The sequence below is a fragment of the Rhodococcus ruber NBRC 15591 genome (assembly GCF_001894945.1).
Taxonomy (GTDB): domain Bacteria; phylum Actinomycetota; class Actinomycetes; order Mycobacteriales; family Mycobacteriaceae; genus Rhodococcus; species Rhodococcus ruber.
On record NZ_BCXE01000015.1, the window covers coordinates 1 to 22,698 of the forward strand.

Sequence of the window (22,698 nt, forward strand, 5' to 3'; positions counted from 1 at the left end):
TCCGAGTGGCGGAATGGCAGACGCGCTAGCTTGAGGTGCTAGTGTCCTATTAACGGACGTGGGGGTTCAAGTCCCCCCTCGGACACTCCGAATCGAGATCGTCGACGAAGGCCCCGAACCGAGCAGGTTCGGGGCCTTCGCCGCCCGCGGCGGTGGGCGTTCGCCGCCCGCGGCGGGTGGGCGGCTCAGCCGATCCGGCCCCGGCGGAAGTAGGTGATCGGGCCGATCCAGTTCACTGCGATGATCGCGGCCCATTTCGCCTTGCTGCCCGCGACCCGGTCCGCGGGGCGCCGCGTCAGATCGGTCCACGCCGTCGCGGCGAGCGAGAGCTGCACAGCGGCGAGGGTGAGCACGAGCGTCTGCTGCCCCGGGGTCAGGTCGCGGAACTGCGGGCGGCGCCGTGCGGTCATCGTCGTCTCCTTGGGTCGAGGATTCCTTCCCGCCGAGCCTGCCACGTTCCCGCCGTCGCCGGCAGAGCCACAGGTCCCACGAGGCCGGCCGGCGCGGCCCGCCCGATACCATCGGTCCGTACCGCCCCACACGACGAACAGGCCCATGACTTCGCACACCGACGCGCCGGGTATCGACCCGGCCGACCTCGCCACCTGCCTCCGCGTCCTGTCCCTCGTGGACGAGCTCGACGCCGACCACCCGGATTCGGTGACGGTGCAGCGCGCCGTGGGGCACATGTTCAAGAAGCTGAAGCGGCTGCGCCGCAACGAGACCCGCCGGGCCAAGGTCACCGCGGACCGGCAGGTGCTCGCGACGACCGCGACCGGATCGCCCACCCGCATCGACGACGAGACCGCCGGGATCGCGTTGAGCTCGAACGCACCGGGGGCGAGCGCGGGCACCCTGATCCGGCCGCGGGCCTGCTACGTGTGCAAGGACAAGTACACCCGGGTCGATGCGTTCTACCATCAGCTGTGCCCGCGCTGCGCCGCGGAGAACCACGCGAAGCGGGACGCCCGTACCGATCTGACGGGCCGGCGTGCGTTGCTCACCGGCGGCCGCGCCAAGATCGGCATGTACATCGCGTTGCGGCTGCTGCGCGACGGCGCCCACCTGACGATCACGACCCGGTTCCCGAACGACGCGATCCGTCGTTTCGCGGCCATGGAGGACAGCGCCGACTGGCTGCACCGCCTGCGCATCGTCGGCATCGACCTGCGCGACCCCGCCCAGGTCGTGGCCCTGGCCGACGACGTGGCCGCGCAGGGTCCACTCGACATCCTCGTCAACAACGCCGCCCAGACCGTGCGCCGCTCCCCCGGTGCGTACTCCGCCCTCGCCGAGGCCGAGTCCGGTCCCCTGCCCGCCGGCCCGCGGCCGGAGGTGCTCACCTTCGGCAAGCCCTCGGACGCCCACCCGGCCGCGCTGGCCGGGTCGCTGCCGTCGCAGCTGACCGCGGAGTCGCTCACCTCGCTCGCGCTGGTGGCCGGGTCGGCCACGGCCGACCGGATCGCCGCCGGTGTCGCGGTCGACGCCGGGGGGCTGCTGCCCGATCTGGTGCACACCAACAGCTGGGTGCAGACCGTCGGGGAGGTCGAGCCGCTGGAGCTGCTCGAGGTGCAGCTGTGCAACTCCGTGGCACCGTTCATCCTGGTCAATCGGCTGCGGCCGGCGCTGGCGGCCTCCCCGGCCCGCCGCACGTACGTGGTGAACGTCTCGGCGATGGAGGGGCAGTTCGCCGGGCGCCGGTACAAGGGGGCCGGGCATCCGCACACCAACATGGCCAAGGCCGCGCTGAACATGCTCACCCGCACCAGCGCCGAGGACCTGCGCGCCGACGGGATCCTCATGACCGCCGTCGACACCGGCTGGATCACCGACGAACGGCCCCACCACACCAAACTGCGCCTGGCCGAGGAGGGGTTCCACGCCCCGCTCGATCTCGTGGACGGGGCGGCCCGCGTGTACGACCCGATCGTGCAGGGCGAGGCCGGGGTGGACCTGTACGGCTGCTTCCTCAAGGACTACCGCCCGGCCCCGTGGTGAGCGCGTCCCGCCGGCCGGGTGAGATCCACCCGACACGTCCGCGCAGGTAGAGACCAGTTCCACACCGCCGGGAGCGGCCTGGGCGCCCCGGGACGGGGATACTGGAGACATACGCCGTCGCCGCCCCCGGAGGACCCCATGCCCGTTGCCGTAGTCCACGCCGACACCCCGGAAGGACACGCCGCGCTCACCACGGCCGCCCGCGAGGCCGCCCACGGCGACGGCACGACCCTCGTGCTCGTCGCGGTCGACGACGACGGCGCGGCCGGGCAGCGCGAACTCGACTCGATCCGCGCGGACGTCGCCGCCGCCCTGGGTGCCGACGGGTGGGAACTGCGGACGGCGGTGCACGACGGGGACCCGGTCGCCGCGCTGGTCGACCTGGTCGAGCGGTCCGGCGCGGACCGTCTCGTGGTGGGCAGCCGCGACCGCAACGCGCTCGGCAAGTTCCTGCTCGAACGGCGCCTGCAGCGGCTGCTGCTCGAGGCGCCGGTCCCCGTCCTGGTCGTCAAGGGCACCGACTCGGACGAGTAGTCGTCCGGAACGGCCGCTGCCCCGCCCGATCCGGTTAGGCTGGCGGTATGGCGTACCGGCTGTTGGCCGACGTCACCGTGGCCGCGCACCTGGCCTTCCTGCTGTATGTGACGTTCGGCGGTTTCCTGGCGTGGCGGTGGCCCCGCACGCTGGCGCTGCACGTAGTGGCGGTGGTGTGGGGGTTCGGGGTCCCGGCAGTAATGGCGCAAAAAACAACGAGGTTCGCGTAGCGCCTGGTCCGGGTAGACGGACGAGTCGTTGTTGGTGGCCGCTATCGGTGGCCGCGGTCGGGACCGAGGAGGCTGGTGATGCCGCGCATGGCCGCCGGTGAGGGTTTGAAGTAGCGGCGCAGGTTGTCGGGTTTGCGGTGGCGGGACTTGGCCATTAGCTCGAGCAGGCTGGCTCCGGCCTCGCCGAGATGCGTCAGGCCAGAATGCCGGAGTTCGTGCAGGTCCCAGCCGGTGCCGGGTCCGTTGGTGGCGGTGGCGGCATCGAGCAGGGCGCGGGCCTGGCCGTAGGACAACCTGGCCAGGCCGGTGTCGGGGCAGATGTCGCGGTCGGCGACGGCTTTGCGGGGTCCGGGTCGGCGGTGGGTGACGAACAGCGGTCCGCGGGTGCGGCCCTTGGTGAGGCGTGGCAGGAGCCGGGCGGTACCCGCGTCCCAGTACACGAGCTCGTGCGCGTACTCGTGATGGGCGGCGCCGCGGCGGCGGGTGCGGGGCTTGGCGCCCTTGGACTTCACCGGGCAGCACCGCCCGGCCAGGTCGAGGTCTTCGATGTTGACCTGGAGCAGTTCCTCGGTGCGGGCGCATGTTTCGTAGAGCATCCGCCACAGCGTCTTATCCCGCAGGTCGATGTCGCGGCGGGTGATGAGCCGGTCGATCGCGGTGCGCGAGCGCACCGGGGTGGCCGAGTCCGGCGGGGTGGAGCGTTTCACCCACGCGGGGACCGCCGGGGCGAGGTGTCCGTGCTCGCGGCACCACGCCAGCCAAGACGCGACCGCGGCGCGGCGGGCGTTCCAGGTGTTGACCGCCGCCTCGCCCCACAAAGTTTCCAGGGTTTCGCCGATCTCGTCGTCGGCGACATTGGCCAGCGGCCGGGCCTCGCCGAGCCTGGCGGTGGTCTTATCGACGGCGATGGCGTAGGAGCGGCGGGTGTTCGGGGAGCGGATCGAGTCGAGGAAGCCGTCGCCGGCGGCGCGGACGGTGATCCCGGACGACAACATTGTGACCTCCCTGGCCTGCTTGCCACAGATAACAGGGCCGCTTCGCGCACCGCCGGAGCGGAGTCGTCGCAGGCCGGGTTTCATGGTGCCACAGATAACAGGGTGTTATCTGTGGGATCAGTCGGCGGCGGGTCGGTGGACGCCGCCGGCGGCGGCGTTGACGGCTTCGGCGAGGGTGGGGTGGATGTGGATGGCGGCGGCGAGTTGGCCGTAGGTGGCGCCGCAGGTCATGGCGATGACGGCTTCGTGGACGAGGTCGCCGCCGTCGGGTCCGGCGATGTGGCAGCCGAGGATCCGGTCGGTGGCGGCGTCGGCGACGAATTTGACCAGGCCGCGGGTGTTGCCGATGGCACGTGCTTTGGCAACGCCGGTGAAGTTCTGGCGGCCGATGATCACGTCGTAGCCGGCTGCGCGGGCGGCGGGTTCGGTCAGGCCGACGGCTCCGACTTCGGGGTCGGTGAACACCGCGTGCGGCACGACACGTCCGGTGGTGGTGCGGTCCTGGTCGCGGTAGACGGTGCGGTAGACGATGTCGGCGTCGTCGCGGGCGGTGTGGGTGAACATCGGCCCGCCCCGCAGGTCGCCGATCGCCCACACGTTGTCGGCGGAGGTGTTCAGGGTGTCGCCGACGGTGAGGAAGCCGTGCGGGTCGGGTTGCAGGTCGAGGTGTTCCAGGCCCAGGGCGTCGGTGTTGGGGGTGCGCCCGGTGGCGAGCAGCAGGTGGCTGCCGGTGATCTCGGCGGTCTCGGTGCCGGTGCAGCCGATCCGGATGTTGCCGGCCGTCCCGGCGGCGTGAGTACAGGTGGTGGCGGTCGCGACAGTGATGCCGTCGGCAGTCATGCCGTCGGCGACGGCGGCGCTGATGTCGGGGTCTTCCCCGGGCAGCAGCCGGTCGGCGCGCTGGACGATGGTGACCTCGGCGCCGAATCGCCGGAACATCTGCGCGAATTCGCAGCCGACGTAGCCGCCGCCGACGACGAGCAGGTGGGCGGGTAGTTCGGTGAGGTCGAGCAGCGTGCGGGAGGTGTAGTAGGGCACGGCATCCAAGCCGTCGATGGCCGGGAGGGTGGTGCGGGTGCCGGTCGCGAGGATGATCCGGTCCGCGGTCAGGGTGGTGCCGTCGACGGTGAGGCGCCGGTTACCGGTGAATTGTCCTGCGGCGTGGTAGAAGTCGAGGTCGGCGGATTTTTCGACGGCCCGATACGATCCGGCCCGGATGGAATCGACGAGGGTGTTCTTACGCTCCACCACGGCGGCCAGGTCGACGGTGACCGGACCGCCGACGCGGACGCCGAACTCGGCGGCGCGGCGGGCCTGATGGGCGACGGCGGCGGAGGCGATCATCGTCTTGGTGGGGATGCAGCCCCGGTTCAGGCAGGTCCCGCCGAGCAGTTCCTTCTCGACGAAGGCGACCCGGCCGTGGCGGGCGGCGCGCAGCGCCAGTGGCAGCCCGGACATTCCGCCGCCGAGCACGAGGGTGTCGTAGCGTTCGGTCATTGCGGGCGCCCTTCCTCGATGACGGTCGTCGGGGTGCAGCAGTCGACGGGTGCGGCATCGGTAACGCGGCGCCGGATCATGCGGTGAGCGAGGACGGTGACGGCGGCGGTGAGCACGGTCAGTGCCGCGATCGTCGCCATCAGTGGTGTGTGGTTCTGCAGCCAGGTGCTGGCGGTGGTGGACAGGGCCGCGAATCCGTTGGTGCCGGTGGTGTCGCCGGTGACGGCGGGCAGCCAGTACCAGGCCAGGTAGGCGCCGGTGAGGATGAGCACGGTCGCGGTGATGCGGGTGCCGTGCCGGGCGAGGGCGGCGAGATGGTGGGTGAGCGCGGTACCGGCGGCCGCGGCGGCGAGGCTGACCAGCAGCAGGATCGTCGCGGCGCCGAGGGTGTAGGCGACGAACACCGCGAGCAGCGCACCCCAGCCCGCGGTGGCCTGGGCCTGGGCGATGACGGCCAGCAGCACCCCGAACGTGCACGACAGCGACGCCGCGGCGTAGCCGATCCCGGCGAGGACGATCCCGGTTGTGCCGCCCGGCCCGGTGGCCGGGCGCAGCGCTCGGGTGGGCAGTCGCAGACCGAGCACGCGGCCGGTGAACATGACGACACCGAGCAATACCAGGGCGACACCGACGACCAGACCGAGCCACGGCGCGGCGCTGATCAGCGCGCGGGCACCGGCGCTGATGGCCAGCCCCGCCACGGCCAGGGTGCCCGCGAACCCGAGGGTAAAAGCGACGCCGGTTCGCAGCGCCCGCGCCGTGCGTACCCCGAGCGGTTCGGTGGCGGTGTCGCCGAGGGTGTGGGTGATCCAGGCCGGCAGCAGCGCGAAACCGCACGGATTGACCGGGGCGAGCATGCCCGCGGTGAACGCCAAGGCCAGCAGCCCGTTCACCGGTCCCCGGCCTTCGCCAGCGCGGCGGTGATCTGATCGGCGGACGGGTCGGCGGCCCGGTAGGCGACCGCACCGCCGGGGTCGACGACGAGCAGGGTCGACAGGGCGGCCACGGAGTACCGCTTGGTCAGGGTCGCATCGGTGTCGATGACCGCGGGCACGGTGTCGGTCCCGGTTTGCTGCTGGAAGTCGGTGACGACCTGGGCAGGTTCGGCCGGATCCATGTCGACCAGGACGAAAGCGGCGGTGTCACCGAGTTGTCGCGCAGCCTGCGACAGCGACTTCGCGCCGCCCACGCATTCACCGCAGCCGACCGAAAAGAAGAACATCGCCGTCGGCTTGCCGCTGGGCACGGTCACCGGCGCCCCGGACAGCGCGGTGACCGTGACGGGGTCGGTGGCGGCGCGGGGCGAGGCGGTGTCGGTGCCGCAGGCAGCCAGCACCGTGACCGCCAGGGCGGCGAGCGCCGCGCTCACCGTGCGTCGGGTGATCGGCGTGGTCACGGCTGGGAACTCCGATCGGTCGACGCGTTGGGCTGATGCGATCGGCGGGTGCCCAGCAGTCCGCGGACTGTCCCTCGCTGCGGCGGCTTACGACGGCGCGCGGTGTAGCCGACGGCGGCGAGGACCATCACCGCGGCGGCCACGATCGGTCCCCAACTGCGCAGCGCACCGCCGAGGGCGGTGAGCGCACCGGCCGCGATCAAGGCCGGTCCGGCGCAGCACACGATCATGGCCACGGCGGCACCCACCACCGCGAGCGGGCCGCCGATCCCCGTGGAGTTGTTGCGTACGTTCATCAATGTCCTGCTCCGTTCACACGAGCGGTGTCGATGCGGGTGCAGCAGGTCAGCGCGGCGGCGTTGTCGGCGGCGAGGGAGCGGGCCAGCATCACCAGGTCCGCGACGCGTGGGTCGCCGACGGAGTAGCGCAGCTTCTTGCCGTCACGGCGCGCGGTCACATAACCGCAGTCGGCCAGGCAGGACAGGTGCACCGACACCCGCGGCTGGGAGATCCCGGCATGCTCGACACACTCCGCGGAGGTGCGCTCGGCGGCCAAGATGAACTCCAGCAGCTTCAACCGCGTCGGATCCGACAGCGCGCGAAAGAACTTCGCCGTCGCATCCAGGTGCGTGCAGGCCGTCTCGCCACCGGGCGCGGTGACGGCGGCGGTCGTGGACCGGGGCAAGGGGATCGCCTCCACAAGAAGAAAGTTGAACTATTCGGATAAGCGCATAGTATGATGTCCGGAGATATTCGTCAACGCGAATAGCAACCTGTTCCGTGACCGGAGTCCCCCAGCAAGGAGAACCCGCCGTGACCACGACATCCCCGCGCGCCGATCTGGCGATCATCGGTTCCGGTTCGGCGGCGTTCGCCGCCGCCATCGCCGCGGTCAACCTCGGCAAACGGGTGGTGATGGTCGAGCGCGCCGCGATCGGCGGCACCTGCGTGAACGTGGGCTGCGTGCCGTCGAAGGCGCTGCTGGCCGCCGCGGAGGCCCGGCACACCGCGGCGAGCGCCGACCGGTTCCCGGGGCTGGCGGCGACCGGGGCACCGGTGGACTTCGCCGAGCTGATCGCGGGCAAGAACGCGCTGGTCGACCGGCTTCGCGGCGAGAAGTACCTCGACCTGGCCGCCGACTACGGCTGGGAGATCGTCTCGGGAACCGCCGTCTTCACCGGTACCACCGACGCACCGGTGCTGCGGGTCGAGCAGGGGGCCGATGGCCCGCGGGTGATCGACGCCGATCAGTACCTGATCGCGACCGGCGCCGCGCCGTGGGCGCCGCCGACCGACGGGCTCGCCGAGGCGGGGTATCTGACCTCGACCACCGCGATGGAGCTCGACGTCCTGCCGGGGTCGCTGATCGTGGTGGGCGGCAACGCCATCGGTCTCGAACAGGCACAGTTGTTCGCCCGGCTCGGCACCCGGGTCACGGTGATCGAGGCCCTGGATCGGCTGGCGCCGTTCGAGGAACCCGAGATCTCCCGGGCCATCGCGCAGGTGTTCGCCGACGAAGCCATCACCGTGCTCACCGGCGCCACCCTCGACAAGGCACTGGCCGAGGGCGGCGAGAAACTCGTCACCGTCCGCACCGCCGACGGGGCCACCACCGAACTGCGGGCCGCCCAGCTGCTCATCGCCACCGGCCGCCGCCCCGACACCCCCGGATTGAATCTGGCGGCGGTCGGGGTACGCACCGACGACCGCGGCGCCGTCGTCGTCGACGCCCACCAGCGCAGCAGCAACCCGCGGATCTGGGCCGCGGGCGACGTGGCCGGCGGCCCCCAATTCGTGTACGTCGCGGCGGCGCAGGGCACACTCGCCGCCGGCAACGCCCTCGGGCACGCCGGCCGCACCCTGGACTACACGGCGCTGCCGCGGGTGACATTCACCAGCCCGGCCATCGCCGCGGTCGGCCACACCGACAGCCAAGCCGCCGCAGCCGGATTACGGACCGAGTCGCGGCTGCTCACCGGTGCGAACGTGCCGCGTGCCCTGGTCAACCGGGACACCCGTGGTGTGGTCAAACTCGTCGCCGAGGCCGGGACCGGGCGGGTGCTAGGCGTGCACGCCGTCGCCGAGGGTGCCGGGGATCTGATCACCGCCGCCGGGTACGCGATCACCGCGGGCATGACCGTCGACCAGCTCGCCCGCACCTGGGCGCCGTATCTGACCATGGCCGAAGCGCTGAAACTCACCGCCCAAACCTTCACCGCCGATGTCGCCAAGCTGTCCTGCTGCGCGGGCTGAGGACCGGATCGAGCCGTCATGAACACACCGGTGATGACCATCGGAGACCTGGCCCGCCGCACCGGAGTGCCGGCGAAAGTACTACGCCGCCACCACGACCTGGGCCTGATCTACAGCCTCGGCCGCAGCCGGGCCGGATACCGGCTCTTCGACGAACACGCGCTGTGGTGCGTCGAGGTCATCGCCACCCTGCGCGGCCTCGGCCTCACGGAGGCCGAAATCCGTCAGCTCGCCGCCACCTGCGACGACAGCGCCCGGCCGGTCGGACCGCAGCTGGCCGAACTACTGGCCCGCTCCCGGACCCGGATCGAGGACCGCATCCGCGACCTCGACGAGCAGCGCCGCCGCATCGACGAGTTCGAACACCACCACCACGACGCGTTGACCCGGGCGACCAGCCACGACCGAGCCGCCGCCCCGCCGTGGGTGCCGGATCCGAGGACATGCGGCTGCGGCGCTTGACCTTCCCTGCGGTGGCAAGCCCGACACTCGATCCCACACCCGTGACTACACGCTCCGAGGGGACACCAGCGATGACGACCAACCCGTTCGCCACCACCATCGTCGACACACTGTTCGACTCCACCGCCAATACGGGAACGAACCTGATGGGCACCGCGATGCGGCTGCTCGCGGCCGGTGAACCGATCACCATCGAACAGCTCGCTACCGCCGCCGGCGCCAGCGTCGCCGACGTCGAGAACGCGCCCGCCGCCGCGGACATCGAATACGACGACCGGCACCGCATCCTCGGCTGGGGCCTGACCCTCAATCCCACCCCGCACCGGTTCACCGTCGACGGCCACCAGCTCTACACCTGGTGCGCCGCCGACACCCTGCTGTTCCCCGCCATCATCGGTCGCCCCGCCACCGTCGAATCCACCTGCGCCGCAACCGGAACCACCATCCGACTGTCCGTTGACCCGGCCTCCGGGGTCAGCGGCCTCGACCCGGCCACCGCGGTCATCTCTGTACCCGGCCCCGACGAACTCGACCCGACCCGGGTCCGCGTCACCACCTGCAACCCCGGCCGCTACTTCGCCACCGCCGTGGCGGCCGCCGACTGGCAGAGCCGGCACCCCACCGGGCTCGTGCTGCCCGTCGCCGACGCCTACGCCCAGCTGCGCCCGATCAGCGACCGCGTCCTCACCGCCACCGAACCACCACGCTGTCGCTGACCCAACCCAGGCCACCGATGTGCCCAGCTACGCCCCAGCACCCTCTCCCGGAAGGTGGTAGCCGGCGGTCAGAAGAGGGTGTCGCGGACCCGCAGCGGCCGGTACCCGGTGGGGCCGAGCTGGGCCAGTTCGGCGTCGATGTCGACCTCGATGGCGCCGAAGAAGTTGATGTTCTCGCTGTGCGCCGGAGAAATGTGCGCCAGCACCTCGTCATCGATGCGCCGCCCGGCCCGCCGCATCTGTTCGGTCGCCAGACCGTAATACTCCGTGGTCCAGGCGATGACGGCGTTGGTCGCCAACGTGAGGCACCATGCCTGTTCGGTCTGTCCCTCCAGGTGCCTCGCGCGCACGGTTCCTTCATGCGCGTAGAGCAGGTCGCGGCGGAGCGCGTGCAGGGATTCGCCCTTGTTGAGCTGGCGGGAGATCTTGCGTCGATAGCCCGGGTCGGACAGATACCGGGCGGCGTAGATCGTGCGCCGCAGCGCCCCGTACTCCTTGAGCGCCGCCGCGAGGGCGTTCTGCCGGCCCGACGCCGACAGCTTGCCGACCAGCAGCGACGCGGTGGCGTGCCCGAACTTCAGCGACCCGGCCAGCCGGAGCAGGTCGTCGTAGTGCTCGGCGATCAGATCGAGATTGCACCGCCGGGTCAAAAGCGGGCCCGCGTGCGGGAACGCGGACTCGACCTGGGCTCGCGGCGCCGCCCGGTACAGGGTGATCCGGCCCAGGTCCCGGATGCGGGGCGAGAACTGCAACCCGAGCAGGTCGAACAGCCCGAAGTTCACCAGGGTGACGCCGTGCGTGTCGGTCGCATGCTCGGTGATCGGCAGATCCGTTGCATTGCCGAGGATTTCGTCCAGCACGTAGTGAGCTTCACGTCTCGTCGCGACGATGACCTTCGTGCCGTAGGTGGCGTGCTGATCGGTGACATGGGTATACGTGCTCAGTCCTTCGTTCGCGAAATAGCGGCTCAACGCTCTGGCAGTGACCGATTTGCCACGGGTCGGGAACCGCTGCCCATCACTGGAGGACAGGGTGCCGGCCCCGAAAATCGGGGTCAGCGGCAGGCGTTGGTGGTAGTCGATGATCGTCAGGTTCGCCGCCCGCAGCGTCTCCTCCCGCACATACCACTCCGAAGTCCAGGCCAGGATGTCGTAGGAGATGCCGGAGGCCTCCGCCATACGGGTGAGACCCAGGTTGGTGGAGTAGGCCAGCAGCACCGCGATGAGGTTGCGCTTCAACTCCGGGGTGCGGGACTGCTTACCGCCGGCGTGGGTGAAGCAGTCCAGGTAGCCGGTGCGTTTGTCCAGCTCGATCAACAGCGACACGATCGGCGCGAACGGCAGCATCTCCGTCAACTCCTGCTTCAACGCCACCGCTTCGGCCGGAACGTCTTCTGCCGACAGCGGCGAGACCACCAGGTCACCGGCCTCATCGAGACGGACCGGGCCGTCGCCGTCGGCGAGCACCTTCTCCAACTCGCTCATAGCGTCGTGCAGCTCGTCGGTGGCGGTCGCCAGGGCGCGGGCCGGATCAGCGGACTTGCCGACCAGGCGGCAGAACTCGTCACGCTGCGGCTCCCACGCCTGCGGGGTCAGCAGGTAAGCGGCCGGGTCGGCGTAGCGGCGCGACCCCGGCACGAACACGTCGCCGCTGCGCAACCCGTCCCGCAGCCCCAGCAGCACGCACAGCTCCCAGTAGTGCCGATAGGCGGTGGTGTTGCCGGCTTTGCGGGCCTCGTCGAGGTAGCCGCGCCACTTCGTCGGCACGAACCCCGTCGGCGCGTCGTCGGGCACCTTGCGGGTACCGGTCGCATTCAGCTCCCGCAGCATGTGCACCCCGATCAGCAGCTCGATCGCCGCGGTGCCGCCGGCGAACCGGACTGTCGACAGCACCTGCGGGGTGAACTGCCGCAGATAGGAGTACGAGCTGTCCAGAGCGGCCAGGTGCCCGTGATCGCGCGGCAGCCGAGGTTTGGCCTGCGCGACCGCGGCCCGCAACCGCTCCCATCCGATCCGATCGCCCCGGATCAGGCCGCCGATCTCCTCGTCAGGGATCTGCGTGTCGGTGATGATGGCCAGCAAGTCGTCGAGCAACCCCTGCCGATCCTCTCCGGCCTTACCGCGCTCGGCGAGCTCGTCGCGCATCCGGCGTTCGGCTTTGCTCAACCTGGCCGAGATCGCCTGATCGAACAGCTGCACCACCTCGTCGAGCACATCGGTGGCCGACTGAGCCAACACCGTGAGCAGGATCGGGTAGCGGCGTTGCGGATCCCGGCGTTCCAAGGCTTGGCCCGTCAAGCGTCGGCCCACAGTCGCCAGGAACCGCCGCCGCTCCGCCGGCAGCACCGACATATCCAGCTCATCCGCGCCCAGGTTGCGCAGGAACACCAGCTTCTCGACCTCGGCCTTCACCGCGGTCGCCGACGCCTCCACCGGGCCGGTCGACAACCACCGCAACCGCGACATCCCGATAGACGGGTCGGCGACCAGCAACGCATCCAGTTCCTTACACCGCTGCGGCGTGAACTCGCGCGCCAACCGGTCATAGGTCTCCCGCTGCGCCTGCGTGCGAGCATGCGCGACCCGGCGGACCACCGTGTCCGGGCCCGGCCGGATCACCCGCGCCGAGATCAGGTACTCACACGCCAGCCGGAACAACAGCGTCGGCGAATCGTGCTCCATCGCCCGCGCCAGAAGGAACTCATCCAGCTCCTTCAACTCCATCGACCCGGCAGGCCGCCACCCCAGATACTGGGCCACCAGCCGCACATGCTCGGTCCGCGTCTGCGCCCGCTTGCCATACGAACGAAGCTGCACCGCATCGACATTCAGCTGATCCGCCAACCGGGCCACCGCCACCGGCGGCGCCGACGACACCTTGTCCGGCACGAACCCCAGCCACGGCAAGGTGCACAACGCCACCGCCAGGCCCAGACGGACCGCAGGGCCCCTGCCCTGCGGAGCAACGAACGCCAGATCCGCCGGGGTCAGCGTGAAGTACCGGAACAACTCCTCACGACTGATCTCCGGGAACTCCCGCAGGCGCTGCAACTCCTCGTCCGCGAATACCCGCGTCGCCACGAACCCCAGCCTCCAAAACGCCGACCAACCTCATCGGCAGCCAAGCCAAGCACCAACCACCCCGGCCCGCAGCCCGAACCGAGAAATCACCGCCGACCAGGCGCTACGCGAACCTCGTTGTTTTTTGCGCCATTACTACCGGGACCCCGGTTCGCCACCGTCCTCGCCGGGTTCGACTGCCCGCTGACCGATCTGGAGAACTGGGCGCGCCGCCGCGCTGGGATCGAGGGCCTGCCGCCGAGCGGGTTCATCGACCACTACCTGACCGGGGTGATCTACCCGGACTCGGCGGTGGGACTCGTGCGGGCCGCGGTGGCGGTGACGATCGTCGTGTCCTGGTTCGGGTGGTGGCTGCGGCGCCGTCGTGTGAGCCGCGTCGCATCCTGACTTACCCGGCAGTAGGGTGTGGCGCATGACTGCCTCCCGCGATCTCGACATCGTCGTCTACGGCGCCACCGGCTTCGTCGGCCGGATCACCGCCGCCTACCTCGCCGAACACGCCCCCGAAGGGGTGCGCATCGCCCTCGCCGGCCGCTCCCGCACCCGTCTCGACCGCATCCGCGCCGAGCTCGGGCCCGCCGCGCGGGATTGGCCGGTACTCGAGGCAGACGCCGGCGACCCGCAGTCGCTGGCCGCGCTCGCCGCCCGCACCCGCGTGGTGGTCACCACGGTCGGCCCCTACGCCAAGTACGGGCTGCCGCTGGTGCAGGCCTGCGCCGAGGCGGGCACCGACTACGTCGACCTCACCGGCGAGGTGTTGTTCCACCGCGAGAGCATCGACCGGTTCGACGACCTGGCGCGCCGCACCGGCGCCCGCATCGTGCACTCCTGCGGATTCGACTCGATCCCCTCCGATCTCGGCGTGCACGCGCTGCACCGGGCCGTGCAGGCCGACGACGCCGGCGATCTCACCGACACGACGCTGGTGGTGCGGGCGATGCGGGGCGGCGTCAGCGGCGGCACGATCGACTCGATGCGCACCCAGGTGGACGTGGTGCGCCGGGACGCCGCGGCCCGCAAGGTCGCCCTCGCCCCCTACTCGCTGTCGCCGGACCGGTCCCGCGAACCCGACCTCGGGCGCCAGAACGACCTGGCGACCGTCGACGGCCGATCCGTCGCGCCCGACCTGTCCGGCCGGCTCGCGCCGTTCTTCATGGGCCCCTACAACACCCGGGTGGTGCGCCGCAGCAACGCGCTCAGCGGCTGGGCGTACGGGCCGCACTTCCGCTACCGGGAGACCATGAGCGTCGGTTCGTCGCGGCTGTCGCCGCTCGTGGCGACCGGTGTCGCCGCGGGCTTCGGCGCGCTGGTGGCGGGGCTGGCGTTTCCCCCGACCCGGTTCGTGCTCGACAAGCTGCTGCCCGCGCCCGGACAGGGCCCGTCCGAGTCTGCCCGCGAGCGCGGCTTCTTCACCATCGACCTCTACACCACGACGAGCACCGGTGCCCGCTACCGCGCCCGCGTCGCCGCCCAGGGCGACCCCGGCTACAAGGCGACCGCGGTGATGCTCGGCGAATCGGCACTGTCGCTGGTCCTCGGCGGCGACCGCCTCCACGCCGGGGGCGGGGTGCTCACCCCCGCCACCGCCTTCGGGGACGTACTCACCGACCGGTTGCGCGCCGCCGGATTCGAGATCACGGCCCGGCGCCTGCCGTGACCGCCGCGGCGCCGTCGCGGGAGGCGGCGACACGCCGCCCGGCGACGGCGCCGCCGCGCGCGACCGGCTATGCTCGGACGGATCGTCGCGAGAGCGGCGAACGGCAGACCTGGGAAGGGACACGAACGTGCACACGACGAGCATCGCGGCGGCTCCGGCCACCCTGCTCGCGTTGATGGCGTTCTGGCCCACCCGACGGGGCGCGTGCTTCGACCAGGAGTGTTGCTGAGCGGCGTCCGCCGCCCTCTCCCCTCCCCGGTTCGCTCCTTCGTGGTCGGAGTCTTCTGCATGTTCGCTCTTCTGGTGTTCACGCTCGTCGGTATCGGTGCGCAGCTCGTCGACGGGGCCCTCGGCATGGCCTTCGGGGTCACCGCCACCACCTTGTTGATCTTCAGCGGGATCGGTCCCGCGCACGCCAGTGCCGCCGTGCACCTCGCCGAGGTCGGCACCACCCTCGTCTCCGGCGCCTCGCACTGGCGGTTCCGGAATGTGGACTGGGGGGTGGTCGCGAAGCTGGGCGTGCCCGGCGCGCTCGGCGCCTTCCTCGGCGCGACGGTGCTCTCGAGCCTGTCCACCGCGGCCGCAATCCCGGTGACGTCGACGATCCTGCTCGCCATCGGTGTCTATGTGGCGCTGCGGTTCTCGGTCCGGCCACCGGCCGTCGCGCACGCCCGCACCTCACCGCACTCGGCGAAGTTCCTGTCCCCGCTGGGCCTGTTCGGCGGGTTCATCGACGCCAGCGGCGGCGGCGGATGGGGGCCGATCACGACCAGCACCCTGCTCTCCCGCGGCAAGACGGCCCCCCGGACCGTGATCGGCTCGGTCAGCGCCTCCGAGTTCCTCGTCGCACTCGCCGCGAGCATCGGCTTCCTCGTCGGTCTCGGCCGGGAATCGCTCGGCAACCTGCTCGTCGTGGCCGGTCTCGCCCTCGGCGGGGCCATCGCCGCACCGATCGCGGCGTGGCTGGTCAGCCGGGTACCGGCCACCCTGCTCGGCACCGCCGTCGGCGGCGTCATCGTGTTGACCAACGCACAGAAGCTGTGCACCTCGTTCGAGATCTCCGCCACGGCCACTACCCTGCTGTACCTGCTGATCGTGGCCGGCTGGATCGCGCTGCTCACGGTCTCGTGGCGCCGGTCGCGCCTCACCCGCGCCGAATCCGCCGGGGCGCTCGAGCGCCTCGAGCCGGCCCGCCCCGAACTGCGGGAGCCGGCCGCGGACCGCACGAGCTAGCGTCCCGCTCTACGCTCGGCGCATGACGAGCCCCCTCGCCGTGCTCGACGCCTACGGCGCCGCCCTCGCCGCCGCCGGCCTCGACGTCCCGGTGGAGCCGGCGCCCGGCATCGACTGCGTCCCGGCCGGGCGGTTCCTCACCGCCCGGCTGCCGGTGGCCGACCTCGCCACCGGGGCGGTGACGGCCTTCGCGGCGGCCACCGACCGCTACCGCCATGCCCGCGGACTCGCCCCGCAGGGGGCGCGGCTCGACCCGGAGCGGATCGCCGCGTCGTTCGCCGGGGACCGGATGCTGCGCATGGCCGGCCGGCCCGTGCAGGGGTTCGCGGCGCTGTCCGGGTTCTTCGCCGCCGCCGACGGGTGGGTGCGCACCCACGCGAACTACCCGCATCACCGGGCGCGCCTGCTGCGCGCCCTCGACCTGCCGGACGGCACCGACCGTGCCGGCTGCGCCGCCCGGCTCCGGCAGCTGCCGGCGGCGGCGGTCGAGGACGCGGCCGCCGCGCACGACGCGATCGCGGTGCGGGTGCGCACCGAGCACGAGTGGGCGACGAGCCCGCCGGGCCGGGCCGCGGCGACGGGTCCGCTGGTCCGGATGCTCGCGCGGGACGACACCGCCGACCGGACCGTCGCGGGCGACGATCCGGCGCGGCCCCTGACCGGGCTCCGGGTGCTGGACCTGACCCGGGTGATCGCCGGGCCCGTCGCCGCCCGCGCGCTGGCCCTGCTGGGAGCGGAGGTGCTGCGCATCGATCCGCCCGCACTCCCCGAGATCACCTGGCAGCACGCCGAGAACGGGCAGGGCAAGCGCACGGCGCTGCTCGACCTGCACACTCGTCGCGGGCGGGAGACGTGGTGCCGTCTGCTCGCCGACGCCGACGTGCTGCTCACCGGCTACCGGCCCGGGGCGCTCGACGCGCTGACCGGTGCGCCCGGCACGATCCGGCCCGGTCTCGTGCACGGCCGGGTGTGCGCGTGGGGATGGTCCGGGCCGTGGGCGGCCCGTCGCGGCTTCGACTCGATCGTGCAGGCCGCGTCCGGGATCGCGGTGGCCGAGGGCGACTCCGACACGCCCGGCGCGCTGCCGGTGCAGGCCCTCGACCACGCGAGCGGCTACCTGCTGGCGGCCGGGGTGCTCGATGCGCTCGCCGCGCGGCACCGGGACGGGCGGGGCCGCGACGTGGCGGTCGCGCTGGCCCGCACCGCGGCATGGCTGCTGCAGGCGCCCGGCCGGGACCCGCACCCGCCGGTGCCGGCGCGTCCCGGGCCACGGACCGTGGCCACGCACGCGGCGGTGACCACGGCCCGTCCGGTGCTCGCCGAGTACCCGGACTATCCGTTCCCGGCCCGGGCCTGGGGCGGCGATCCGGCGGCCTGGTGGTCCAGGGGCTGGGTGGTCTAGGGGCTGGGCGGTCTAGGGGCTGGGTGGTCTAGGGTGCGGCGTCGAACGCGTCGAGGATCTGCTGGGCGGCCAGCGCCGCGGTGAGCGAGCCGTCGCGCACGGCGCGTTCGACGTCGCCGCGGAGCGCACGCACCCGGGGGTTGGTCTCGAGCCGGCGCAGCAGCTGGTCGTGCACCATCGTCCAGGTCCAGTCCACCAGCTGGCGGCGCCGGTTCTCCTCGAACAGGCCCGCCGCGGTGAGCACCCGGCGGTGCTCGAGGACGGTGTCCCAGAACGTGTCCAGGCCGGCGCCCTCGAGGCCGCTCATGGTGATCACCGGCGGCTTCCACACCGCGTCGTGCGGATGCACGAGCCGCAGGGCGCCGGCCAGTTCCCGCGCCGCGACCCGCGCGTCGCGTTCGAAGGGGCCGTCCGCCTTGTTCACCGCGACCAGGTCGGCGAGTTCGAGGACGCCCTTCTTGATGCCCTGCAGCTGGTCGCCGGTGCGGGCGAGGGTCAGGAAGGTGAAGCAGTCCACCATGTTCGCGACGGTCACCTCGGACTGCCCGACCCCGACGGTCTCGACGAGGATCACGTCGAACCCGGCGGCCTCGAGCAGCACCATCGTCTCGCGGGTGGCCTTGGCGACACCCCCGAGGGTGCCGGCCGTCGGGGACGGCCGGATGTAGGCGTCGCGCTGCACCGACAGCCGCGCCATGCGGGTCTTGTCACCGAGGATGGAGCCGCCGGTGCGGGTCGACGACGGATCCACCGCGAGCACCGCCACCCGGTGCCCCTTGCCGAGCAGGTACATGCCCAGCGCATCGATGAAGGTGGACTTGCCGACGCCGGGAACGCCGGTGATGCCGACGCGCATCGCGCCGCCCGCCTTCGGGAGCAGGCGCAGCAGCAGTTGCTGCGCCTGCTCCCGATGGTCGTCGCGGGTGGATTCGACGAGGGTGATCGCCTTCGCCAGGCCGGCCCGCCGGTTGGCGAGCACGGCCTCGGCGAGGGCGTCGACGTCGACCGCGGGCCGGCGGGTGTGACTGCCGACGGGGGTGCTGCCCATTGCGGGTCAGGCCCCGAGGTCGTGGCCGAGCTGGTCGGCGAGCTTGTGCAGCAGCCCCACCGCGGCGTCCGCGATGACGGTGCCCGGCGGGAAGATCGCGGCGGCACCGGCCTGGTACAGCTCGTCGAAGTCGCCGGGCGGGATGACCCCGCCGACGACGATCATGATGTCCGGGCGGCCCACCTCGGCGAGGGCCTCCCGCAGCGCGGGCACCAGGGTGAGGTGTCCCGCGGCCAACGACGACACGCCGATGACGTGCACGTCGTTGTCGGCCGCCTGGTTGGCGACCTCCTCGGGGGTCTGGAACAGCGGTCCCACGTCGACGTCGAAGCCGAGGTCGGCGAAGGCGGTGGCGATCACCTTCTGCCCGCGGTCGTGGCCGTCCTGGCCCATCTTCGCGACGAGGATACGCGGCCGGCGGCCTTCCTCCTCGGCGAACTTCTCGACGAGTTCGGTTGCCGTGCTGATGTTGACCGCCTTTCCGGCCTCGTCCCGGTAGACCCCGCTGATGGTGCGGATCTCGGCCTGGTGGCGGCCGTAGACCTTCTCGAGGGCATCGGAGATCTCGCCGACGGTGGCCTTGGCGCGGGCCGCGTCGATGGCCAGGGCCAGCAGGTTCGTGTCCGGCCCGGTGTCGGTCGCGCCGGCGGCGCGGGTGAGGGCGTCCAGCGCGGCCTGCACGGCCTCGGGGTCGCGGTCGGCCCGCAACTGCTCGAGCTTGGCGAGCTGCTCGGCCCGCACGCGGGAGTTCTCGACCTTGAGGACCTCGATCTCGTGGTCCTCGGTGACCTGGTACTTGTTGACGCCGATCACCGGCTGGCGGCCGGAGTCGATGCGGGCCTGGGTGCGGGCCGCGGCCTCCTCGATGCGCAGCTTCGGGATGCCCTCGGAGATGGCCTGCGCCATGCCGCCGGCCTCCTCGACCTCCGCGATGTGCTTGCGGGCGCGGTTGGCGAGCTCGTGGGTGAGCCATTCGAGGTAGTACGAGCCGCCCCACGGGTCGATCGGCCGGGTGGTGCCCGACTCCTGCTGCAGCAGCAGCTGGGTGTTGCGGGCGATGCGGGCGGAGAAGTCGGTGGGCAGCGCGAGCGCCTCGTCGAGGGCGTTGGTGTGCAGCGACTGGGTGTGGCCCTGGGTCGCGGCCATCGCCTCGATGCAGGTGCGGGCGACGTTGTTGAACACGTCCTGCGCGGTGAGCGACCAGCCGGAGGTCTGCGAGTGGGTGCGCAGCGACTTGGACTTGGCCGACTTCGGGTGGAACTTCTCGACGAGCTCGGCCCACAGCAGGCGGCCGGCGCGCATCTTGGCGATCTCCATGTAGAAGTTCATCCCGATGGCCCAGAAGAAGGACAGGCGCGGGGCGAACTTGTCGATCTCCATGCCCGCGTCGAGGCCGGCGCGGATGTACTCGACGCCGTCGGCGAGGGTGTAGGCCAGCTCGAGGTCGGCGGTCGCACCGGCCTCCTGGATGTGGTAGCCGGAGATCGAGATGGAGTTGAAGCGCGGCATGTTCGCGCTGGTGTAGGCGAAGATGTCGGAGATGATCCGCATCGACGGCTTGGGCGGATAGATGTAGGTGTTGCGGACCATGAACTCCTTCAGAATGTCGTTCTGAATGGTCCCGGCCAGCTGCTCGGGCTTGACGCCCTGTTCCTCGGCGGCGACGACGTACAGCGCCAGGATCGGCAGCACCGCGCCGTTCATGGTCATCGACACCGACACCTGCGACAGGTCGATGCCGTCGAACAGCTGCCGCATGTCGAGGATCGAGTCGATCGCGACGCCGGCCATGCCGACGTCGCCCTGCACGCGGGGATGGTCCGAGTCGTAGCCGCGGTGGGTGGCGAGGTCGAACGCCACCGACAGGCCCTTCTGCCCGGCCGCGAGGTTGCGCCGGTAGAAGGCGTTGGACTCGGCGGCGGTGGAGAACCCGGCGTACTGCCGGATGGTCCACGGCTGGTTGACGTACATCGTCGGGTACGGGCCGCGGACGAACGGCTCGAGACCCGGGTAGCTGTCCAGCGGGTAGCCCTCGGCGACGATCCGGTCGCGGTCGGCCTTGGTGTAGACGGGCTTGACGTCGATGCCCTCGGGCGTGGACCACACCACCTGCTCGGTCGTGTAGTGGTTGGCGGCGGCGACCCCGTCGACGAGCGCTGCGGCCTGCTCCTCGGTGGGGGCGGCGGGGGCCGGCGCCGCCGGATCCGTCAGCGGGACGTCGGCGAAGCTGCCGATCTTGTGTTCGATGCTCACTTACGCTCCCAGGGTGTTCAGCAGGTCGGTCAGCGCGGCGATCGCGTCGATCTTGGCGGTGAGGAACCCGTCCGGGCGCGCGGCGCCGCCGGTCTCGCTCACGGCCTTCTCCGGCCCGGCGAGCAGGACGGTGCCGACGCCGGCGTCGCGGAGGGCGGTGACGGCCGCGCCGGCCTGTTCGCCGTAGCGCTTGTCGGTGCCGCACACCACGGCGACGGTGACGGCGGCGTCGCGGACGGCGGCGGCGATGCTGTCGTCGTCGACGGACAGCGGGCCGGGATTGACCGTCTCGATGCCGCCGGAGGCGAGCAGGTTCGCGGCGAACGTCGTGCGGATGTTGTGCTCGGCGATCGGCCCCAGCGGGGCGAGCAGCACCCGGGGCCGGGCGCCGTGCGCGGCGAGGTGGACGTCGGAGCGGTCGCGCAGCGCCTCGAAGGCGGCGGCGTACCGGGCGACGGCGGCCCCGGCGTCGGCGGTCTCCGCGGGCAGCGGCGCCTCGGCCAGGTTGGGGAACTCGTTGACGCCGGTCACCGCGGTCCGGCGGTAGGCGATGTCGGATTCGCGGCGGGCGCGGGTGGCGGCGATCCGCTCGGCGATCAGGCCGGCGTCGAGGGCGGCGCGGTAGCCGCCGGCCGCCTCGATCTGCTGGAAGAACTCCCACGCCTTGGCCGCGATCTGCGCCGTCAGTTCCTCGACGTACCAGGATCCGGCGGCCGGGTCGAGGACGCGGCCGAGGTTGGACTCCTCGAGCAGCAGCAGCTGGGTGTTGCGGGCGATGCGCGCGGAGAAGGCCTCCGACACCCCGAGCGCGCCGGCCGGCAGGGCGGCGTCGAACGGGAGCACGGTGACCGCGTCCGCGCCGCCGATGCCGGCGCCGAACGCGGCGAGGGTGGTGCGCAGCATGTTCACCCAGGGGTCGCGCTGAGTCATCATCGCGGCCGAGGTGACGGCGTGCTGGGGGGCGTGACCGGCGTCGGCCGCACCCACGACCTGCGCGATGCGGGCCCACAGTTGCCGGCCGGCGCGGAACTTGGCGATGGTCTGGAACTGGTCGTCCGTGGCGGCGAACCGGAACTCGATCTGGCCGAGCGCCCGGGCCGCGGACTGGCGGCTGCCGGTCAGCTCGCGCAGGTACTCGAGTCCGGCGGCGACGGCGGCACCGAGTTCCTCGGCGTCGGCGGCCCCGGCATTGTGGAATGCGGTGCCGTCGACCGTGAGGGCCCGCACGGTCTCGGCGCGGCCCGCGGCGGCGTGGGCGAGCTCGACGGCCTGGGCGACGGTGACGTCGGCGCGTCCCGAGAAGGCGCTGGTCAGCGGGGCGGCCCCGAGATGCAACCGCACGGCGGCGCGCTCGGCGACGTCGGTGCGCGCATCGAGCAGCGCGTAGAGGGCGCCCGCGGCGGCGGCGGTGTCGGCGCCGGCGTCGAGGGTGAGCGGCGCGAGATCGAGCAGGACCCTGTCGAGCGCGGCGGGCAGGTCGGCGATCGCGATGCCGTCCGCGCCGACACGCAGCCACAGGGCGCTGACGCCGTTCTCGAGGGCGTCGAGGATGCGCTCGTTCACCTCGCCGGGAGTGTCGCCGAAGCGGGCGCTGACGAGCCATCCGGTGTTGACGTCGCGGACCGCGGAACCGCCACGGACGAAGGGGAAGGAGCCGGGCAGCGGCGCCTCGGGACGTTCGTCGCGCAGGCCGTAGAGGGGCGCGACGGCGACGTCGTCGTAGGTGGTGGTCTCGAGCAGCCGCTGCGGTTCCGGTCCGAGCTCCGCGGGGTCGACGCGGCGGGACTTGGCCAGCACCCCCGCCACCGCCTCCTGCCACTGCGCGTAGGCGCGCGCGGCATCCTCGGCTTCTGAAGCTAATGACACGTGAGGTCCTCTCGTACGCAGCGGGCGGGCTCGCCGAACACGGCCGTGGAAACCTTAAACTGATTCCGTTGTGATGCT

The 22,698-nt window shown here is 71.9% G+C and carries 19 protein-coding genes, 1 tRNA gene and 2 pseudogenes; 11 read left to right on the plus strand and 11 right to left on the minus strand.

All coding sequences use genetic code 11. From position 1 onward, the window contains the following. Positions 1-85: transfer RNA gene (locus tag RR3_RS10130), tRNA-Leu, on the plus strand. Between the two features lie 100 nt (positions 86-185). On the opposite strand, the gene RR3_RS10135 is transcribed toward RR3_RS10130, so the two are convergent. Then, entirely contained in the window at positions 186-410 is a 225-nt protein-coding gene (locus RR3_RS10135; protein WP_064066674.1) for a hypothetical protein, read from the minus strand. A 145-nt stretch (positions 411-555) separates the two neighbouring features. Between RR3_RS10135 and RR3_RS10140 the strand changes: the two genes are divergently transcribed. The 3 genes and pseudogenes from RR3_RS10140 to RR3_RS10150 form a co-directional block, all read left to right on the plus strand. Next, positions 556-1,998 (plus strand): SDR family oxidoreductase, encoded by a 1,443-nt coding sequence (locus RR3_RS10140; RefSeq protein ID WP_064066673.1) that lies wholly within the window; start codon positions 556-558, stop codon positions 1,996-1,998. 138 nt (positions 1,999-2,136) lie between these two features. Continuing rightward, a complete protein-coding gene (locus RR3_RS10145; protein WP_064066672.1) occupies positions 2,137-2,532 on the plus strand; it encodes a universal stress protein in 396 nt (131 codons plus the stop codon). Positions 2,533-2,579: 47 nt separating this feature from the next. After that, positions 2,580-2,717 (plus strand): annotated as a pseudogene (locus RR3_RS10150) (DUF2784 family protein); the annotation flags it as partial. 86 nt (positions 2,718-2,803) lie between these two features. On the opposite strand, the gene RR3_RS10155 reads toward RR3_RS10150, so the two are convergent. From RR3_RS10155 to RR3_RS10180, 6 genes are all read right to left on the minus strand, one after another. Beyond that, complete coding sequence (locus RR3_RS10155; RefSeq protein WP_017682183.1) at positions 2,804-3,757, minus strand: tyrosine-type recombinase/integrase; 954 nt, start codon at positions 3,755-3,757, stop codon at positions 2,804-2,806. Between the two features lie 117 nt (positions 3,758-3,874). Further along, complete coding sequence (locus tag RR3_RS10160; protein ID WP_010596918.1) at positions 3,875-5,254, minus strand: dihydrolipoyl dehydrogenase family protein; 1,380 nt, start codon at positions 5,252-5,254, stop codon at positions 3,875-3,877. Continuing rightward, positions 5,251-6,147 (minus strand): cytochrome c biogenesis CcdA family protein, encoded by an 897-nt coding sequence (locus RR3_RS10165; protein WP_010596917.1) that lies wholly within the window; start codon positions 6,145-6,147, stop codon positions 5,251-5,253. Before RR3_RS10165 ends, RR3_RS10160 begins: the two co-directional genes overlap by 4 nt. Continuing rightward, on the minus strand, positions 6,144-6,650 hold the full coding sequence (locus RR3_RS10170) for a TlpA family protein disulfide reductase (protein WP_010596916.1): 507 nt from the start codon (positions 6,648-6,650) through the stop codon (positions 6,144-6,146). Before RR3_RS10170 ends, RR3_RS10165 begins: the two co-directional genes overlap by 4 nt. Continuing rightward, a complete protein-coding gene (merT, locus tag RR3_RS10175) occupies positions 6,647-6,946 on the minus strand; it encodes a mercuric ion transporter MerT (protein WP_010596915.1) in 300 nt (99 codons plus the stop codon). The genes RR3_RS10170 and merT overlap by 4 nt, the downstream gene beginning before the upstream one ends. Next, the gene (locus RR3_RS10180; protein ID WP_026138108.1) at positions 6,946-7,335 is read right to left on the minus strand and encodes an ArsR/SmtB family transcription factor; all 390 of its coding nucleotides are present in this window, start codon (positions 7,333-7,335) and stop codon (positions 6,946-6,948) included. Before RR3_RS10180 ends, merT begins: the two co-directional genes overlap by 1 nt. 128 nt (positions 7,336-7,463) lie before the next feature. Between RR3_RS10180 and merA the strand changes: the two genes are divergently transcribed. The 3 genes from merA to merB all read left to right on the plus strand — a co-directional run bounded on the left by merA (position 7,464) and on the right by merB (position 10,081). Further along, a complete protein-coding gene (gene merA / locus RR3_RS10185; protein WP_010596913.1) occupies positions 7,464-8,903 on the plus strand; it encodes a mercury(II) reductase in 1,440 nt (479 codons plus the stop codon). Between the two features lie 18 nt (positions 8,904-8,921). Next, entirely contained in the window at positions 8,922-9,365 is a 444-nt protein-coding gene (locus RR3_RS10190; protein WP_010596912.1) for a MerR family transcriptional regulator, read from the plus strand. Between the two features lie 71 nt (positions 9,366-9,436). Continuing rightward, positions 9,437-10,081, plus strand: a complete 645-nt coding sequence (merB, locus tag RR3_RS10195; protein WP_064066670.1) for an organomercurial lyase MerB — start codon at positions 9,437-9,439, stop codon at positions 10,079-10,081. A 68-nt stretch (positions 10,082-10,149) separates the two neighbouring features. Here the strand turns inward: merB and RR3_RS10200 are convergent, their stop codons facing one another. Further along, positions 10,150-13,161, minus strand: coding sequence for a Tn3 family transposase (locus RR3_RS10200; protein ID WP_064066669.1), 3,012 nt, complete (start codon positions 13,159-13,161; stop codon positions 10,150-10,152). Positions 13,162-13,311: 150 nt separating this feature from the next. Between RR3_RS10200 and RR3_RS10205 the strand changes: the two are divergent. The 4 genes and pseudogenes from RR3_RS10205 to RR3_RS10220 form a co-directional block, all read left to right on the plus strand. Next, positions 13,312-13,548 (plus strand): annotated as a pseudogene (locus RR3_RS10205) (DUF2784 domain-containing protein); the annotation flags it as partial. Between the two features lie 25 nt (positions 13,549-13,573). Next, on the plus strand, positions 13,574-14,818 hold the full coding sequence (locus RR3_RS10210; protein ID WP_064066668.1) for a saccharopine dehydrogenase family protein: 1,245 nt from the start codon (positions 13,574-13,576) through the stop codon (positions 14,816-14,818). 288 nt (positions 14,819-15,106) lie between these two features. After that, a complete protein-coding gene (locus RR3_RS10215; protein ID WP_010595045.1) occupies positions 15,107-16,051 on the plus strand; it encodes a sulfite exporter TauE/SafE family protein in 945 nt (314 codons plus the stop codon). Between the two features lie 22 nt (positions 16,052-16,073). Further along, positions 16,074-17,453: a CoA transferase gene (locus RR3_RS10220; protein WP_174557567.1), complete on the plus strand. Its 1,380-nt coding sequence runs from the start codon at positions 16,074-16,076 to the stop codon at positions 17,451-17,453. 28 nt (positions 17,454-17,481) lie between these two features. Here the strand turns inward: RR3_RS10220 and meaB are convergent, their stop codons facing one another. From meaB to mutA, 3 genes are read right to left on the minus strand one after another with little or no spacing between them, the layout of a single operon-like run. After that, positions 17,482-18,501: a methylmalonyl Co-A mutase-associated GTPase MeaB gene (gene meaB / locus RR3_RS10225; RefSeq protein ID WP_040271567.1), complete on the minus strand. Its 1,020-nt coding sequence runs from the start codon at positions 18,499-18,501 to the stop codon at positions 17,482-17,484. 6 nt (positions 18,502-18,507) lie between these two features. Then, positions 18,508-20,754 (minus strand): methylmalonyl-CoA mutase, encoded by a 2,247-nt coding sequence (gene scpA / locus RR3_RS10230; protein WP_064066667.1) that lies wholly within the window; start codon positions 20,752-20,754, stop codon positions 18,508-18,510. Continuing rightward, on the minus strand, positions 20,755-22,620 hold the full coding sequence (mutA, locus tag RR3_RS10235; protein WP_064066666.1) for a methylmalonyl-CoA mutase small subunit: 1,866 nt from the start codon (positions 22,618-22,620) through the stop codon (positions 20,755-20,757). It lies immediately after the preceding gene. Positions 22,621-22,698: the final 78 nt, after the last annotated feature.

Excerpts from the sequence above, each read along its gene's own strand:
- RR3_RS10135 (WP_064066674.1), bottom strand. The coding sequence starts at position 410 with ATGACCGCACGGCGCCGCCCGCAGTTCCGCGACCTGACCCCGGGGCAG.
- RR3_RS10140 (WP_064066673.1), top strand. The coding sequence starts at position 556 with ATGACTTCGCACACCGACGCGCCGGGTATCGACCCGGCCGACCTCGCC.
- RR3_RS10145 (WP_064066672.1), top strand. The coding sequence starts at position 2,137 with ATGCCCGTTGCCGTAGTCCACGCCGACACCCCGGAAGGACACGCCGCG.
- RR3_RS10155 (WP_017682183.1), bottom strand. The coding sequence starts at position 3,757 with ATGTTGTCGTCCGGGATCACCGTCCGCGCCGCCGGCGACGGCTTCCTC.
- RR3_RS10160 (WP_010596918.1), bottom strand. The coding sequence starts at position 5,254 with ATGACCGAACGCTACGACACCCTCGTGCTCGGCGGCGGAATGTCCGGG.
- merT (WP_010596915.1), bottom strand. The coding sequence starts at position 6,946 with ATGAACGTACGCAACAACTCCACGGGGATCGGCGGCCCGCTCGCGGTG.
- RR3_RS10190 (WP_010596912.1), top strand. The coding sequence starts at position 8,922 with ATGAACACACCGGTGATGACCATCGGAGACCTGGCCCGCCGCACCGGA.
- merB (WP_064066670.1), top strand. The coding sequence starts at position 9,437 with ATGACGACCAACCCGTTCGCCACCACCATCGTCGACACACTGTTCGAC.
- RR3_RS10210 (WP_064066668.1), top strand. The coding sequence starts at position 13,574 with ATGACTGCCTCCCGCGATCTCGACATCGTCGTCTACGGCGCCACCGGC.
- RR3_RS10215 (WP_010595045.1), top strand. The coding sequence starts at position 15,107 with ATGTTCGCTCTTCTGGTGTTCACGCTCGTCGGTATCGGTGCGCAGCTC.
- RR3_RS10220 (WP_174557567.1), top strand. The coding sequence starts at position 16,074 with ATGACGAGCCCCCTCGCCGTGCTCGACGCCTACGGCGCCGCCCTCGCC.
- meaB (WP_040271567.1), bottom strand. The coding sequence starts at position 18,501 with ATGGGCAGCACCCCCGTCGGCAGTCACACCCGCCGGCCCGCGGTCGAC.